This window comes from Mycobacterium sp. NGS27, assembly GCF_059813005.1.
Map to the genome: position 1 here is coordinate 281820 of NZ_JCALDT010000002.1, position 15513 is coordinate 297332.

At 66.0% G+C, this 15513-nt stretch carries 17 protein-coding genes; 5 read left to right on the forward strand and 12 right to left on the reverse strand.

From position 1 onward, the window contains the following. Positions 1–83: 83 nt before the first annotated feature. Entirely contained in the window at positions 84–1115 is a 1032-nt protein-coding gene (gene ligD / locus AC5Y30_RS05930; protein ID WP_499917176.1) for a non-homologous end-joining DNA ligase, read from the reverse strand. A 26-nt stretch (positions 1116–1141) separates the two neighbouring features. Between ligD and AC5Y30_RS05935 the strand changes: the two genes are divergently transcribed. Beyond that, a complete protein-coding gene (locus AC5Y30_RS05935; protein ID WP_499917177.1) occupies positions 1142–2212 on the forward strand; it encodes an ATP-dependent DNA ligase in 1071 nt (356 codons plus the stop codon). 79 nt (positions 2213–2291) lie between these two features. Here AC5Y30_RS05935 and AC5Y30_RS05940 read toward each other — a convergent pair whose 3' ends face one another. Further along, complete coding sequence (locus AC5Y30_RS05940; RefSeq protein WP_499917178.1) at positions 2292–3551, reverse strand: HNH endonuclease signature motif containing protein; 1260 nt, start codon at positions 3549–3551, stop codon at positions 2292–2294. 54 nt (positions 3552–3605) lie between these two features. Continuing rightward, entirely contained in the window at positions 3606–3893 is a 288-nt protein-coding gene (locus tag AC5Y30_RS05945; protein ID WP_499917179.1) for a CDGP domain-containing protein, read from the reverse strand. Positions 3894–3988: 95 nt separating this feature from the next. Here AC5Y30_RS05945 and AC5Y30_RS05950 point away from each other — a divergent pair, with 95 nt between their 5' ends. Then, positions 3989–4357 (forward strand): hypothetical protein, encoded by a 369-nt coding sequence (locus AC5Y30_RS05950; protein ID WP_499917650.1) that lies wholly within the window; start codon positions 3989–3991, stop codon positions 4355–4357. On the opposite strand, the gene AC5Y30_RS05955 is transcribed toward AC5Y30_RS05950, so the two are convergent. The 6 genes from AC5Y30_RS05955 to AC5Y30_RS05980 form a co-directional block, all read right to left on the reverse strand. Beyond that, positions 4354–5613 carry a cytochrome P450 gene (locus tag AC5Y30_RS05955; protein ID WP_499917180.1) on the reverse strand — a complete coding sequence of 420 codons (1260 nt, stop codon included), beginning with the start codon at positions 5611–5613 and terminating at the stop codon, positions 4354–4356. The two genes, AC5Y30_RS05950 and AC5Y30_RS05955, sit on opposite strands and share 4 nt — an antisense overlap. Positions 5614–5648: 35 nt before the next feature. Beyond that, a complete protein-coding gene (locus tag AC5Y30_RS05960) occupies positions 5649–6554 on the reverse strand; it encodes a haloalkane dehalogenase (protein ID WP_499917181.1) in 906 nt (301 codons plus the stop codon). 1 nt (position 6555) lies between these two features. Beyond that, positions 6556–7041 (reverse strand): NUDIX hydrolase, encoded by a 486-nt coding sequence (locus tag AC5Y30_RS05965; protein ID WP_499917182.1) that lies wholly within the window; start codon positions 7039–7041, stop codon positions 6556–6558. Positions 7042–7047: 6 nt separating this feature from the next. After that, positions 7048–8403 (reverse strand): WS/DGAT/MGAT family O-acyltransferase, encoded by a 1356-nt coding sequence (locus AC5Y30_RS05970; protein ID WP_499917183.1) that lies wholly within the window; start codon positions 8401–8403, stop codon positions 7048–7050. A gap of 62 nt (positions 8404–8465) precedes the next feature. Beyond that, positions 8466–8849 carry a DUF1330 domain-containing protein gene (locus AC5Y30_RS05975; protein WP_499917184.1) on the reverse strand — a complete coding sequence of 128 codons (384 nt, stop codon included), beginning with the start codon at positions 8847–8849 and terminating at the stop codon, positions 8466–8468. A 46-nt stretch (positions 8850–8895) separates the two neighbouring features. Continuing rightward, positions 8896–9753, reverse strand: coding sequence for an SDR family oxidoreductase (locus AC5Y30_RS05980; protein ID WP_499917185.1), 858 nt, complete (start codon positions 9751–9753; stop codon positions 8896–8898). A 104-nt stretch (positions 9754–9857) separates the two neighbouring features. Here AC5Y30_RS05980 and AC5Y30_RS05985 point away from each other — a divergent pair, with 104 nt between their 5' ends. From AC5Y30_RS05985 to AC5Y30_RS05995, 3 genes are read left to right on the forward strand one after another with little or no spacing between them, the layout of a single operon-like run. Further along, entirely contained in the window at positions 9858–10955 is a 1098-nt protein-coding gene (locus tag AC5Y30_RS05985) for an NAD(P)H-dependent amine dehydrogenase family protein (protein WP_499917186.1), read from the forward strand. Next, on the forward strand, positions 10952–11725 hold the full coding sequence (locus tag AC5Y30_RS05990; protein ID WP_499917187.1) for an SDR family NAD(P)-dependent oxidoreductase: 774 nt from the start codon (positions 10952–10954) through the stop codon (positions 11723–11725). The genes AC5Y30_RS05985 and AC5Y30_RS05990 overlap by 4 nt, the downstream gene beginning before the upstream one ends. Next, entirely contained in the window at positions 11722–12330 is a 609-nt protein-coding gene (locus tag AC5Y30_RS05995) for a TetR/AcrR family transcriptional regulator (RefSeq protein WP_499917188.1), read from the forward strand. Before AC5Y30_RS05990 ends, AC5Y30_RS05995 begins: the two co-directional genes overlap by 4 nt. A gap of 6 nt (positions 12331–12336) precedes the next feature. Here the strand turns inward: AC5Y30_RS05995 and AC5Y30_RS06000 are convergent, their stop codons facing one another. The 3 genes from AC5Y30_RS06000 to AC5Y30_RS06010 form a co-directional block, all read right to left on the reverse strand. Then, the gene (locus AC5Y30_RS06000) at positions 12337–13326 is read right to left on the reverse strand and encodes a D-2-hydroxyacid dehydrogenase family protein (protein WP_499917189.1); all 990 of its coding nucleotides are present in this window, start codon (positions 13324–13326) and stop codon (positions 12337–12339) included. 129 nt (positions 13327–13455) lie between these two features. Then, positions 13456–14397 carry an NADP-dependent oxidoreductase gene (locus AC5Y30_RS06005; protein ID WP_499917190.1) on the reverse strand — a complete coding sequence of 314 codons (942 nt, stop codon included), beginning with the start codon at positions 14395–14397 and terminating at the stop codon, positions 13456–13458. Positions 14398–14425: 28 nt separating this feature from the next. Then, positions 14426–15343 (reverse strand): alpha/beta hydrolase fold domain-containing protein, encoded by a 918-nt coding sequence (locus AC5Y30_RS06010; protein ID WP_499917191.1) that lies wholly within the window; start codon positions 15341–15343, stop codon positions 14426–14428. Between the last annotated feature and the right edge of the window lie 170 nt (positions 15344–15513).

A 15513-nucleotide genomic window follows, 5' to 3' on the forward strand; every position in this document is an offset into this window, starting at 1 on the left:
CATCGGCCACACCCGGACCGGAAATCGGCAGCAGCAGCAACGCGAATAGCGCGGCACACGCCCGCACCGCCACCGACATCCGGCTAGTCCTTCTCGGCTTTGAGATCTCGATCCCGGCTGGGCTGAACGCGTTTGGGCTCGCCCGGCATCTTGGGGTAGTTCGGCGGATAAGGCATGTCGCCAAGGCCGCGCTCCTGGTCGGCCTCGGCCATTTCCAGCAAGGGCGAAATCGATTGAGCCACATGGTCCATGGCGGCCCACGGATCATCGCGCCGCGTGATCAGATCGGGCACGGTTGCCATGGTGTAGTCGTCCGGTTCGGCGTCGGCCAGCTCCTCCCACGTCAGCGGCATCGATACCGTCGCGATCGGGGTGCGCCGCACCGAGTACGCCGATGCCATGGTGCGGTCCCGGGCGTTCTGGTTGAAGTCGATGAAGATGCGCTCGCCGCGTTTTTCTTTCCACCAGGACGTGGTGACCGCGTCGGGCGCACGGCGCTCCACTTCGCGGGCCAGGGCGATGCCGGCGCGGCGCACCTCGATAAAATCCCAGTCGCTGGCGATCCGCAGAAAGACGTGGATGCCGCGACCGCCCGAGGTCTTCGGGTATCCCACCAGACCGAGTTCGTCGAGCAACGGCCGCAGCACGTCGACCGCGACGGTGCGCGCCTGCTCGAAGGCGACACCGGGCTGCGGGTCCAGGTCGATGCGCAGCTCGTCGGGGTGGTCGGTGTCCGGGCAGCGCACCTGCCACGGATGCAAGGTGACCGTGCCCATCTGTGCCGCCCACACGACCGCCGCCGGATGGGTCACCCTCAGCGCGTCAGCCGTCCGCCCCGACGGAAACGTCACCCGACACGTCTGCAGGTAATCGGGGTGGTGCTGGGGGATGCGCTTCTGGTAGATCTCCTCGCCGTCGACGCCGTCCGGGAAGCGCTGCAGATGGGTGGGCCGGTCGCGCAGCGCGTCGAGCATCGGACCGCCCGCGACGGCACGGTAGTAGTCCACCAGGTGTCGCTTGGTGCCCTTTGATCCCAGTTTGGGGAAATACACCTTGTCCGGATTGGTCAGGCGCACCGCGATGCCGTCGACGTCGAGCTCTTCTGCAGCAGCCATGCCTCCGATTCCAGCACAATCAGGCTATGGACCTCCCTGTCATGCCGCCGGTGTCGCCGATGCTGGCCAAGTCGGTGCGCTCGATTCCCCCTGACGCGTCCTATGAGCCCAAGTGGGACGGGTTCAGGTCGATCTGTTTCCGCGACCGCGATCAGGTCGAGCTGGGCAGCCGCAACGAGCGGCCGATGACGCGCTATTTCCCGGAGCTGGTCGCCGCGGTCCGGGCCGAGCTGCCGGAGCGCTGCGTGATCGACGGTGAGATCGTCATCGCCACCGGGGCCGGGCTGGATTTCGAGGCGCTGCAACAACGCATCCATCCGGCCGACTCGCGGGTGCAGATGCTCGCCAAGGCCACGCCGGCGTCCTTCATCGCGTTCGATTTGCTCGCCCTCGGCGACGATGACTACACGCGACGCCCCTTCGGCGAACGGCGCGCCGCCCTGGTCGACGCGTTGGCGGCCCCGGGGCCATCGATCCATGTCACACCGGCGACGACCGATCTGGGCACCGCGCAGCGCTGGTTCGACGAATTCGAGGGCGCCGGCCTCGACGGCGTGGTCGCCAAGCCGCTGGACATCACGTACCAACCGGACAAGCGGATCATGTTCAAGATCAAGCACGAGCGGACCGCCGACTGTGTGGTCGCCGGCTACCGGGTGCACAAGTCCGGCGCCGGAGCCATCGGTTCGTTGTTGCTCGGTCTCTATCAGGATGATGGCCAGCTCGCGTCGGTCGGGGTGATCGGCGCGTTCCCCATGGCCGAGCGGCGCCGGCTGTTCGACGAATTGCAGCCGCTCGTCACCGATTTCGAGAATCACCCGTGGAATTGGGCCGCGCACCAAGCCGGCGAGCGGACCCCTCGCAAGAACGAATTCTCGCGCTGGAACGCGGGCAAGGACCTGTCGTTCGTGCCGCTGCGGCCTGAGCGGGTAGTCGAGGTCCGCTATGACCACATGGAAGGCCAGCGGTTTCGTCATACCGCGCAGTTCAATCGGTGGCGTCCGGACCGCGAACCCCGCTCGTGCACCTACGAACAGCTCGAACAGCCGGTGACCTTCAGCCTCGGCGAAATCGTGCCGCGACTCGGTTCGGGCTAGATCGGCGGTCGATGCCGGCCGGACGGCGTCTCGTACGAGTTCCTTGACACCCCAACGTTTTTGGGCTGCGATCCAAAACCTAGTTGCTTGTCGGTGGTGGTTGGGGTTGGAACGGTGTGTACCACCACCAGTCGGCGCGTTCGCCGAGGGGCCCACGGCAGGGTGCGACCGCGGGTGGAGGTTGGGTTGGTGGGCGCGCGAGCGATCCCGGGTGCAGGGGTCGCCCGGAGTTGTCGGTGACGCTGAGGTTGTCGGCGGGTCCGGTGATGGTGATGACGCCGCGGTGGTGCAGCCGGTGGTGGTACGGGCATAGCAACACCAGGTTGGCCAGTTCGGTGGGGCCGCCGTCTTCCCAGTGCCGGAGGTGATGGGCGTGCAGACCACGGGTGGCCCCGCAGCCGGGCACCGCGCACATCCGGTCGCGATGCTCCAGCGCGCGGCGCAGCCGCCGGCTGATCACCCGCGTCGCACGGCCGGCGCCGATGACTTCGCCGTCGCGGTGAAACCAGGCTTCACAAGTGGCATCACAGGTCAGGTAGCGGCGTTCGGCGTCGGACAGGAGCGGACCCAGATGCAACGCCGCCGCGGGCTTTTCCACGTCGACATGCACCACCACCGTGGTGTGCTGGCCGTGCGGGCGGCGGGCCGCCTCAGCATCCCAGCCGGCCTCGACCAGGCGCAGGAACGCCTCGAGCGTGCCCGGCAACGGCGGCCGCTGATCGGCCGAAACATGTGCGTCGTTGCCCTGGCCGTGGTCGTGTTTCCATTGGGTGATCAGCGCATCACGATGCGACGCCAGCGCCGCATCGAATTTCGCGGCATCCAAGTGGTCAAGTCTGATCCGATAGCAGGCGCCCGCCTCATCGGAGGTCTTGCGGATCGAGCGCTCGGGCTCGGGCCGCGGTTCTGGTGCCGGTCGTGGTTCCAGCTTGACCGCGGTACGCAGCTGGTTGACCGTGGCGACACTGGCCAGCTGCGCATAATGCTCATCAGACCCCACCCCTCCCCGGGCGGCGATCACCCCGACCTGATCCAGCGACAACCGGCCCTCCCGCAACCCGGCCGCACAGCGGGGCAATTCCTCGAGCCGGCCAGCGATGGCCGCGATCGTGTGGGCGTTTGCCGATGAGCAGCCCAGCTTCCAGGCCACTAACGCCGGTACCGACCGGGCACCGGTGATCCCGCACAGCCCGTCGCGATCGATCTCGGCCACGATCTCCACCATGCGCCCGTCAATCGCGTTGCGCTGACCGGCCAACTCCGCCATCTCCTCGAAGAGCACCTCGAGACGATCCTTGGGTCGCATTTCGACGCTGGCTGCAGTCGCGGTCGGGGACATGACACCAGCATTGCAGTGAGGTCCGACAACACTCGGCCACCAAGCCGGGCAAGCTCAATCGATGTGCGCCGGCGGATCGGCGAAGCCGAGATCCGCCGGATGCTGGTCGGGGCCCATCAGATCGCAGTGATTCTCGGGCACCAGGTAGGAACTGGCGCCATGGGGAACGAACTGGGTGACTGTCACACAGCGTTGCCAGGTGCCGTCCGGCTGGACGGGTCCGTCGCACTTGCTCAGAACCGGTCCCCCGTACACACAGCCGGCGCTTGCCGGCGGCGCTGCGACGACCAGCCCCGCGGCCATCACCAGGCCGGCTAATCCTGAAACGATGTGGCGCTTCATGCTTGCCTCCCGCCGACGACGCTACCGCTTGCGCAAGCGCGAACTACCCGGTTTGGCCGCGTTTGATCGGCATCCGAGGCGGGCACGCGGCAACCATGTCAGTCACAGCCTTTCAAGACCTGCCGTTGGCCGATCGCGACCGCAAATGGGACGGGGACGCGGCCGAAAAGCGGGTGCGTAAATGGGCCGACGCGCTGGACGGTCCGAACCAGAAATACCGCGACGCGCACGTCTGGTACGACGGCGACAAAAAGGACAACTTCACTGCCTACAAGCTGCTGATCGCCGACGTCATCGACGGCGGTCTGAAGGCAGTGCCACGCGGCGTGATGGCGGCGGGCGCGATCATCGATGGGGCACGCGGCGGTATCGACGTGCCCAAGTCCGATGTCGATCGGATCAAGAGCCACCTGGCGAAGTACTACACAAAGATGGGTGAAAGTCCGCCGTGGGAACGGGATTAGACCCTGACCATGAGCTGGGATAGCCCGCGCAGCGTGACGTTGGGCTTGTACTCGGGCTCACCGTCCAATCGGGCGTTCGGAAAACGCGCGGTCACCGCCGACAGGGCCACCCCGGCTTCCAGCCTGGCCAGTGGCGCACCCAGGCAGTAATGCGCGCCGCGTCCGAATCCTAAGTGCCGCAAGGCCTTACGATCCGGATCGAACACGTCGGGCCGGTCATATTCGGCGGGATCGCGCTGGGCGGCGGCGGTCAGCAGCATCATGATGTCGCCCCCGGGCACCTCGATGCCCCCAATGGTCATGTCGGCGCCTGCGGTTCGGGCGATCATCTGCACCGGCGGGTCGTAGCGCAACGTCTCTTCGATAACCGCGGGCACACGGTTGGCGTCGGCGCCCAGCGCGGTCCACTGCGACGGCTGGCGCAGCATCGCCAGCACCGCGTTGCCGATCAGGTTCACCGTCGTCTCGTGACCGGCGACCAGCAACAGGACGCAGGTGGAAACGATCTCCTCGGCGGTCAGTTGGTCGCCCGACTCTTCCACGGCGATCAGGCCGGACATCAGGTCGTCGCCGGGCCGCGAGCGTCGCCGGTCGATCAGTCCGTGCAGATAGGCCCGCAGCCACGTTCCGGCGGCCATCCGCTCTTTCAGGTTGTCTGACGGCGTGCCGGTGAAGGCGACGAACGGGTCCAGCGATTGCGCCAGCAGCGCGGACACCCGGCTGAATTCCGGTTCGTCCTCCAGGGGTACGCCGAGCAGTCGGCAAATGACCGCCACCGGCAATGGGTATGCGAGGTCTTCGACGACTTCGAACCGACCCTTGTCGGCGATGCGGTCGAGCAACCCGTCTATCAGCGCGGTGATGTCGGGCTGCAGCGCGTTCACCACTTTGGGCGCGAACGCTTTGCTGACCAGTTTGCGCAACCGGGTGTGGTCCGGCGGGTCCAGAAATAGGAACCCCGGCGGGCTCGGCACCGGCACCTCGGCACCGGCCTCGATGAGCTGTCGGGTCTGCGCCTCGATCTGGGCGCGGGCCGCCGTCGACTTGTTCCGGTCGTTGCTCGACGACGGATGCCTCAAGGCGTCGTCGCAGTCACGGTACGTCGAGAACACCGCGAGGTTGCCCTCCGGTAACGCGAACGACCCGCGTTCACGAAACTGCGCGAACAGCGGGTAGGGGTCCGCACGGACCGCCGGGTCCAACAGCCGTACCAACAATTCGTCGGGTTTCGTGGACTCGGCGGGCGCGGTCGTCATTCTGACATTGTGCCCGCCGGCCGGCAGCGCCCTATTCAGCGGCGCAGGAACTCCACGATGTGGCCGGCCAGCTGCGCTCCGGCGTCCTCCTGTAGGAAATGCCCGGCGCCCTCGATCACTGGGTGTTCGATCCCCTGAGCGCCGCGCATCTGCCGCTGGAAGATGGCGGCCATCGGCCCGGTGATCGGGTCGCTGTCGCTGAAGGCGACCAGCATGGGCGTCGCGCTCACCGAAAGCTTCGTCCAGGCGGTCTTGTTGGCCGCCGCGGCGGGGTCGTCCGGTGACGTGGGCACCAGACCGGGCATGGCGCGCGGCCCGACGCAGTAGTCGTCGGTGGGAAACGGTGCGTCATAGCCGGCGCGCGCCTCTTCGCTCATCTTTTGGCGACAACCGCCCTGGACGAACGCGCCGACGTTCAGCGCCGGCGCCGAGGTTATGGCGTCGCGGAATTTCCACCAGACGTCGGCCATGGGCTGTTCGCCATTCGGCAGCCCGGTGTTGGCGACGACCAACCGAGCGAATCGTTCGGGATGCTCTGCGGCAAGCCGCAATCCGATGAGCCCGCCCCAGTCCTGACCTACCAGGGTGACGTTCTGCAGGTCGAGCACATCGAACGCCACCGCCCGCATCCACTCGACGTGTCGGGCGTAGCTGTGGTCTTCGCGGCGGGTTGGCTTGTCCGAGCGGCCGAAACCGACCAGGTCGGGGCAGATGACTCGATGGCCGGCCGCAACCAGTATCGGAATCATCTTGCGGTACAGATATGACCACGACGGTTCGCCGTGCAGCATGAGGATCGGGTCGGCGGTTTCCGGGCCGTCCTGGACCCAGGCCACCCGCAGCGTGCCGCCTTCGTCGTCGGATACTTCGCAATACCTTGGGGTGTAAGGGAAATCGGGGACATGGTCGAACCGGTCGTCGGGTGTTCGCAGCGTTTGCATGTCATGTCCCTTCGGATAGTCCGGCCAGGCCCGGGTCCGCCATCAGGCGATCGAGAAAGCCGTGCTGACTTTTCAGCAGTTTGACGCGTGCGGTTGCCACCGCGAACCAGCCCACGCGATCGACTTCGGGAAACTCCCGCAGCGTGCCCGATCCTTTCGGCCACTCCATTTCGAACGTGTTGCTGCGCGCGTCGGCGATGTCGAGGTCGCTGTGTACGGCGAAGGCGGTCACGACCTTGCCGCCGGATTGCTTCAGCTGACCGAGGTCGATGCGGGGCCCGGCCGGCACGGGAAGCCCCAGCTCCTCGGAGAACTCGCGCTGCGCGGCCGCCCAGGGATCCTCCCCGTCGGTGTACTCGCCTTTCGGGATCGACCACGCGCCGTCATCTTTGCGGGCCCAGAACGGACCGCCCGGATGCGCGACCAAGACTTCGACGACGCTGCCGCAGGTCCGGTACAACATCACACCCGCGCTCAGCTTTGCCATCGAGACCTATTCTCCCACAGCGCGTTCCAGATCCTTGAGCGAGGACTCCAGGTGCGCGAGCAGCCGTTGCAGGTGCGGCACGCTGCGCCGGCACCCGACCAGGCCGAAGTCCAGATTGCCGGCGTTGCTGGCCAGGGTGATGTTGAGCGCTTGGCCGTCCAGCGCGATGGACAGCGGGTAGTTGCCGTCGAGCCGGGCGCCGCCGTAGTAGATCGGCTGCGTCGGGCCCGGCACATTCGAGATGATGATGTTGAACGGCGGTGACGTCGAAGACACCCAGCCCGGGACTGCCGCCAGCGCCAATGCCGAGGTATTGACGGCCGACAGCGCCAGCGCCTGAAACCGCGGCAACTGGGAGAACACCTTCTTGTTGCTGCGCATCGAGTCGCTGATGGTCAGCAGACGCTGCGCGGGATCGTCGGCGTCGGTCGCGAGGTTGCACAGGATTGCTCCGACCAGATTGCCGCCGGCGTCGGCCTCTTCCTCGGTGCGCAGGCTCACCGGGACCATCGCGATCAGCGGCGTGTCCGGCAGCGCGTCCTGCTCGAGCAGGTAGTAGCGCAGGGCGCCCGAGCACATCGCCAAGACCACGTCGTTCACCGTGACCCCCGCGGCCTTCTTCACGTTCTTGATGCGGTCCAGTGACCAGGACTGCGCGGCGCACCGGCGGGCGCCGCCGATCTTGACGTTCAACATCGTCTTCGGCGCCCCGAAAGGCAACGTCAGCTGTTGCTCGAACAGCGCCGCACGCGCCAGCCCGATCGTCGAGGGGGCCAGTGCCGCAAGGGATCCCGCCGTGCGGGCCAATGAGCTCAATGGGGACGCGGGATTGGATTTACGCTTGGGTTTGCGCAGAGTCCATGGGGCGCGAATCTCGGTGTCCTCGGGGTCGGTGGTCAATGCGCGCTGCATCAGTTTCTGCGCGGAGACGCCGTCGATCAATGCGTGGTGCACCTTGGTGTAGATAGCGAACCGGCCGTCTTTCAGGCCTTCGACGATGTGCGTCTCCCACAGCGGGCGGTGCCGATCGAGCAGGCTGCTATGCCACCGCGAGGTGAGCTCGAGCAGTTCACGAACCCGTTTGGGCGACGGCAGCGCCGAACGCCGCACGTGGTAGTCGATGTCGACGGCGTCGTCGTACGACCAGCCCAGGTTCGCGATTCCACCGACAAAGCTCGCGGGATGCTTGCGAAAGGTGGGCTGGAAATCCCGCTGATCGGCCAGGCTCTTGTAGAGCTCTCGAACGAAGCCGCGGCCGGCGCCCGGCGGCGGCTCGAACAACTGCAAGCCTCCGACGTGCATGGGATGTTCGCGAGATTCTCCCAGAAGAAAGATCGCGTCGGTGGGCATTATCAGTTCCATCCACCTATTACACCCATTTAGGCCTGATCCGGAAAGCCTTTCGTGATCGGACCGGCGTCAGTTCATTGGGTGACCACCGACCATGTCGAGGTCGCGATCAAGTCTCCGCGCTCCAGCGCCGCGGCGCGGTGCTCGTGCACCTTGGCGTACTCCTGGGTGGTCACCATATCGATGAAGGCCTGCGGGGTTGGATACTCGACGATGAGAATCGCGTCCCACCAAGGCTGTTGGCCGTCCCCGATCACCACCGACGGCGCTCCCCCGGCGTAGCGCAGCGTCGCGCCGACGCGTTCCAGGTGCGGCACCACTTCCTGGCCGTACTGTAGGTAACTCTCCAGGCCACCCTGGGGCTTGAACTTCAACAGGTTGACCATCACCACCGGCGCATCAGCCGGTCGCGCCGCGAGGGCGGCGAACTGCTCGGGCGTCGGTTCCAAGCCGATCATGTGAATCTCCTTGCGCTGGTTCCCATTTAGAAGGATGCGGGGGCAGTTACAGCAGATCTGTGATGGTCTTCAAGCCCGCCTCGTAGAGCACGCCGGGCAGCATCCCGCCGTCGCATTCGATGGTGGTGCCGTTGACGAAGTCGGCCTGTCCACCGGCCAGAAAAACGCAGACCCGCCCGACTTCGGCGGGCTCACCGGCGCGGCGCAACGGGACGGCGGCGAAATATTTGGCGCCATCGGGGTCGTCCTTGGGTAACACGAATGATCGGAAATTCTCCGTCATCGTGGGGCCCAGCGCGATGCAGTTGACCCGCACCGTGGGCCCCCACTCTTCGGCCAGCGAGCGGGTGAGGTGGTTCAGACCGCTTTTGGCCGCCCCGTAGGAGACCAGGGTTGGGGATCCGGCCGGATGTCCGGCGCCGCTGGAGATGTTGATGATGCAGCCGACGCCGTCCTGAGTTTGCATCTGCCGATAGGCGCGGATGGCGAACCACAGCGGGCTGATGAGGTTCATCTGCACGGCGAAGGCGTGAAACAGAGCCGTGCGCGCGTATTCGTCCTCGTCGGCGGGCGCGCCCTGAATGCGTTGCACCAGTTCGGGAATGCTCTCGGCGTGCGGCGCCGGAACGGTACCGCCGGCATTGTTCACCAGAATGTCGACCCGACCGTGGGTGGCCACGACGTCGGCGACGAACGCATCGATCGAGCGATGGTCGCCCTGATCGCACACCTTCTGGGAAGCGCGGTCCGCCCAGTCCGGTTCTATGCCCGGGATGGTGTCGAGCGGTGAGCGCGAGCAGCCGATCACTGTCGCACCGGCGCGCAACAGTTCATGGGCGATGCCCACGCCCACGCCGCGGCTGGTGCCGGTGACGATCGCGATCTTGCCGTCGAGGACGCTCATCAACAAACCCTCTCACAAACCGTTCGTTGTTGACAGTCACTGTCACCAAGTCATAGCCTGCCAATTCATTCGTCAGCGCGCACCGTCCGTCCGGGAGGTCAATGATGGGTAGCCCAGCCAAACTCCGTGTCATCCAGTGGGCCACCGGCGGCGTGGGCAAAGCGGCGATCGAGTGCGTCATCAATCACCCACAGCTCGAGCTGGTGGGGTGCTGGGTGCACAGCGCTGAGAAAAACAGTGTCGACGTCGGCCGGATCGTCGGGACGCAGGAGCTCGGCGTCACCGCCACCAACAGCATCGACGAAATACTGGCGCTGGACGCCGACTGCGTCATGTACAGCCCATTGATACCCAATGACGACGAAGTGATCGCCATCCTCCGTTCCGGCAAGAACGTGGTCACCCCCGTCGGCTGGGTCTACCCCGATCCGGACAACAAGCGTCACCGGGCCGTCGCCGACGCGGCGACGGAAAGCGGTGTGACGCTGCATGGTTCGGGCATTCACCCCGGCGGCATCACCGAACGCTTCCCGCTCATGGTTTCCTCACTGTCGTCGGCGATCACCCACGTGCGTGCCGAGGAGTTCTCCGACATCCGCACCTACAACGCGCCGGACGTGGTGCGCCACATCATGGGATTCGGCGGCACCCCCGAGGAAGCGACGCAAGGGCCGATGGCCGGGCTGCTCGAAGCGGGCTTCAAACAGTCGGTCCGAATGATCGCCGATCACATGGGCTTTCGCATCGATCCCAACATCAGGACCATCCAGGACGTCGCCGTGGCGACCGCCGACATCGACTACGACGCCTTCCCGATCACGACCGGCACGGTGGCCGCGCGCCGGTTCCGCTGGCAGGCGCTGGTTGACGGCGAGCCGGTCATCACCGCCGCGGTCAACTGGCTGATGGGTGAGGAGAACCTGGACCCGGCCTGGCACTTCGGCGACCGGGGCGAGCGCTTCGAGGTGGAGATCACCGGCGACCCCGACGTGAGCCTCACCTTCAAGGGTCTGCAGCCGGAGACGATCGCGGAAGGCTTGGTGAAGAACCCCGGCGTCGTCGTCACCGCCAACCACTGCATCAACGCCATCCCCGACGTCTGCGCCGCCGAACCGGGCATCAAGACCTACCTCGACTTGCCTTTGTTCGCCGGTCGTCCGGCGCCGAACCTCGCGTCGCTACCGCTGGGGCCGGCCGGATGAGCTACAGCCACCCCGATTCGATGCGGGGGCACGTCGCCATCGTCACCGGTGCCGCCCAGGGCGTCGGAAAGGGCGTCGCCACCGCGCTGCTCGAACGCGGCGCACAGGTGCTACTGGTGGACATCCAGGAAGAGGCCCTCAACAGCACCACCACCGAACTCAAGACGATAGGACGGGTGGAACAGCTCGTCGCCGATCTTCGCGACCCGGACAGCGCGCAGCGTATCGCGGCCGCGGCGGTCGACGCATTCGGCACGGTGCACGGCTTGGTCAACAACGCGATCGCCACCAACGAGCCCAAGGCATTCGTCGACATCACCACCGAAGACCTGGCGCTCGGCTACGACGTGGGCCCGCGCGCGACGTTCCTGCTGATGCAGGCCGTGCACCCGTTGATGGTCGAGGCCGGCGGCGGGTCGATCGTGAACCTCGGTTCGGGGACGGGCACCGGCGGCGAGCCGAAGTGGGGCGGCTACGCCGCCGCCAAGGAGGGCATCCGCGGGCTGTCCAAGGTGGCCGCGCTGGAATGGGGGCGCGACAACATCCGCGTCAATGTCATCTGCCCCTTCGCCGAATCAGACGGTGTCAAGTTCTGGAAGTCGTTCGCGCCCAGGGAATACGACAAGGCCGTGGGGCGGGTTCCATTGAAGCGCATCGGGGACGTCCGCACCGACGTGGGTGCGCTGGTGGCGTTCCTACTCGGCGATGACGCCACCTTCATCACCGGGCAGACCATTCACGTCGACGGCGGGATCGGCTGCTTCCGATGACCTTTCCGACCAGGCCAGTGTCGCTCCGCGACCGGCAGCGCGCGCAGATCCGGGCCGAGATCCGGCGTGCGGCGTTTCGCCTGTTCGTCGAGCGCGGCTACGACTCGGTGACCACCGAGGAAATCGCCACGGCCGCAGGCGTTTCCCCGCGCACGTTTTTCCGGCACGTGCCCGCGAAGGAAGAGCTTCTGCTCGCACCGGTGCGCTATGGTGGCGCCGCGATCGTCAATCTCCTCGAGGGCCGGCCCGCCGCCGAGTCACCCGATGTCGCGCTGATCAACGCCATCATCACGCGCACCCGCTCATTCGAGCAGGCCGACACCGAGGAGTGGCGCGAAGCCCTGCTGGTGGTTCCCGACCTACTCGACAAGGTCACGGTGCACCGGCCGGCCGACAAGGAGCGGGCCACCAAGCTCATCGCCGAACGGATGGGCGTCGATCCCTCGGCCGATATCCGTCCCGGGCTGCTGGTCCAACTCGCCTTCGCGGCTGCCGATTTCGCCTTCCAGCAGTGGGTGCGGCAGTCCGGGAAACCGTGGCCACTGGACCGCTACGTCACCGATGCGCTGGACGCGGTCAAAAGTCCACACTGGAAGCGGAAGTAAATCCGCTCAACGGCGCCGCGCCACTTCGGGATTGGCGATCCGGATGGGCGCCCCGTCCAGCCAGGCCACCACCGATTCCACCGAGTCCGAGTAGAAGGCGCCCAGCATTTCCCGCGTGACGTACCCCAGGTGGGGAGACAGCGTCACGTTCGGAAGCAGCCGCAGCCGATGGTCTTTCGGCAGCGGCTCGGTGTCGTAGACGTCCAGCCCGGCCCCGGCAATGCGCCCGGCTTCCAGCGCGGTCAGCAAAGACGCCTCGTCGACGATCGGGCCCCTGGAGGTGTTGATCAGGTAGGCATGCGGCTTCATCAGCGCCAGCTCGGCCGCGCCGACCAGTCCCCGGGTGCGTTCCGAGAGCACCAGATGAATGGAGACCACGTCAGAGGATTCGAACAGAGCGGCCTTCTCTACGCGGCGGGCGCCCACGCTGGTGGCGGCGTCCTCGGTGAGATTCTGGCTCCACGCAATGACATCCATGCCGAAGACCCTGCCGTATTCGGCCATGCGTCTGCCGACCCTACCCAGACCGAGCAGCCCGAGGGTCTTGCCGGACAGGGTCATACCCGCGCTGCTCTGCCAGCCGCCGGCCCGCATGTTGCGATGCTCGTCGGCGAGATTGCGCACCGTCGCGATCATCAGCCCCCAGGCGAGTTCCGGCGTGGCGTCGCGCATGGACCTGAATCGGGGATGGGCGAAATCCGAGTGCGCCACCAATATCCCGTGTTCGGTCGCTGCGGCCATGTCCAGGTTCGGCAGGCTCCTGCCGACGATCGTGATCAGCTTCAGGTCCGGCAGCCGCTCGATCAGGGTGCGGGGAAAGGCCATCCGCTCACGCAGGGTGCACACCACGTCGAACGGCCGCAGCGCATCAGCCGCCTCGTCCTCGGCCAGGTGGTGGTCGAAAACGGTTACCTCGGAGCGCTTTTGCACGGGTGACCAGTCGGCAACCTGTAAGGCCACGCCCGCGTAGTCATCGAGAATCGCTACCCTGGGCATGCCGTCTCCGATCCGGTGAAGGGTTCGCCGCAACATTACGTCCCCGCCGTGCCTACCGCATACTCATCTGGTGGGGAGGCGGCTCGCTTCAGTCCTGTTCGGGCCGTTTGGTGTCGCCGGCCGGCTGGCTTAGTCAGGCACAATAATGAGCTTGCCCCGCTTGGCGAATCTGGTTTGTTCGAGTTGCGTAAGGGCTGAGATTGCTTGCGATAGTGGCACCGTTTGGGCGATGGGTAGCCGCAGCACCCCTTCGCCGGCGGCTCGCGCGACGGCCTCGATATCGGTTGTGACTGCCTTGGCGATCACGACGTGGAATGGGCCCGGCAGGGCGCTCCTGACCATGTTCGCTGGACTCGGCTTGACGCTGATGATACGACCGTTGGGCGTCAACATCTTTCGGGAGTCTCTGACCGGTAACGTGCCGGCGGTGTCCAGGACGACATCGAATCGGCGGGTGAGGGGGATGGGATCGAAGTCGAAGTCGACGATCGGATCGATACCGAGTTCGCGTGCCTCGTCCGCCGAGCCGGCCCGGCAGCTTCCCGCCACGGCCGCCCCGTGTGCCAACGCGAGTTGCACCGCCGAGCGACCCACTCCCCCAAGGCATCCGTGCACGAACACCGACTCGCCACGCTGCAGCTTCCCTTGGTTGAACAGGGCTTGGTAGGCGGTCAAACCGACAGTGGGAACGGCGGCCGCCGCCTCGAACGTCAAGGCAGCGGGCTTCCTGACGACACCCTTCTCTTCGGCGACGACCACGTCAGCGAACGCGCCTGACCACTTGATCGGCGGCCCCCCGAGCACTTCGTCGCCCACCCGCACCCGAGTCACGTCGTCGCCGACTGCCTCGACGATGCCGGCGAAGTCGTAGCCCATCCCACGTGGGAAGGTTCGGCCGGTCACCATCTTCATCGCGCCGTTTCGGATTACGAAGTCCATCGGGTTAGCAGCGGCCGCGCGCACCCGGACGAGAACATCGTCGGCGCCGAGTTTCCTGGGCTCGAAGCCTTCGAGCCGCATGACGTCCGGTCCACCGTAGCGGTGGTACTGAATTCGCTTCGTCGTGTGCATGTGAGTTCTCCGATCAGTGGTGTCGTGGTCAACGGGATAGGGGCACTGCCAGAACAGATTCGAGGAATGCCAGCGTTCTGTGATGCAGCGGAGCCGCGTTGAAGTGAGCAGACCCGTGGTCGCCGCCGACGATCTCCACCAGGTCCGCCCGGACCCCCACAGCTGTGAGTGCGCGATGCAGACGCCGACTCTGCTCGATGCCGACGCGACGATCCCTGTCCCCGTGGGCGATCAGGAAGGGTGGCGCGCCGGGATGTGCCAGGCGGCACAGGTTTCCCCGCTCAACCACCTGCGGCCGGCTTGATGGCACGAATCCGAAGAAGCGCGCCAGTGTGCTGTCGGGACCGTGCATTCGTTCGATGGCGTCGGGGTGTGCGTCTTCATCGTGTTTGAGGAAATCGGTGGGTCCGTAGTGCTCCACGACAGCAGTCAGACCACAGGACACCTCCGAGTAGGGTTCGGTGCTGCTCACCAGGTCGCTGTTGTCTCCGGCGAGCGCAACGGCGCTGATGAGATACGCGCCTGCGCTGGAACCGAAGCCCACGATGCGCTCAGAATCCAAGCTGTAGCGATCGGCGTTGATCCGCACCCAGCGCACGGCCGCAGCGACATCTTGGATGGCCGCAGGAAAGACGGCCTCGCCACTGAGCCGGTACTGGACCGAAACCACCGCCAGCCCAGCCTCGAGCAGAAACCGCCATGGGCCCATTTGCTTGCTGCCGGTGAAAAAGCCTCCCGGATGTGCGTACACGACCACGGGAACCGGTGTGGCCGCGGGATGGTGCGGGATGTGCAGATCCATGGTGAGTTGCCGAAATCCGATGCGAGTGGCGTACGGGCGATCCAGATGACTCGCTACCCCGGGGAAGACTTCGACCGGCGCCAGAGTGTCGAATTCGGGCCGGAGCACCGCCGAGAGCATTTCGTCAGGGATATCGACTGGCATGCCAGGAATGTGCAAGGGCTGACTCCTCTCGAAATACGCTGCAGTAGAGGCTATTTCCGCCTCAGGGCCCATCCGGCGCGGTCTCGACGAGGACGCCCCGGTCGCGAGTGCGTACTGGCCGTAGGCTGCGTGAAGATCCTTCATTCCGATTCCTGTCTGCGCAGAGGGTG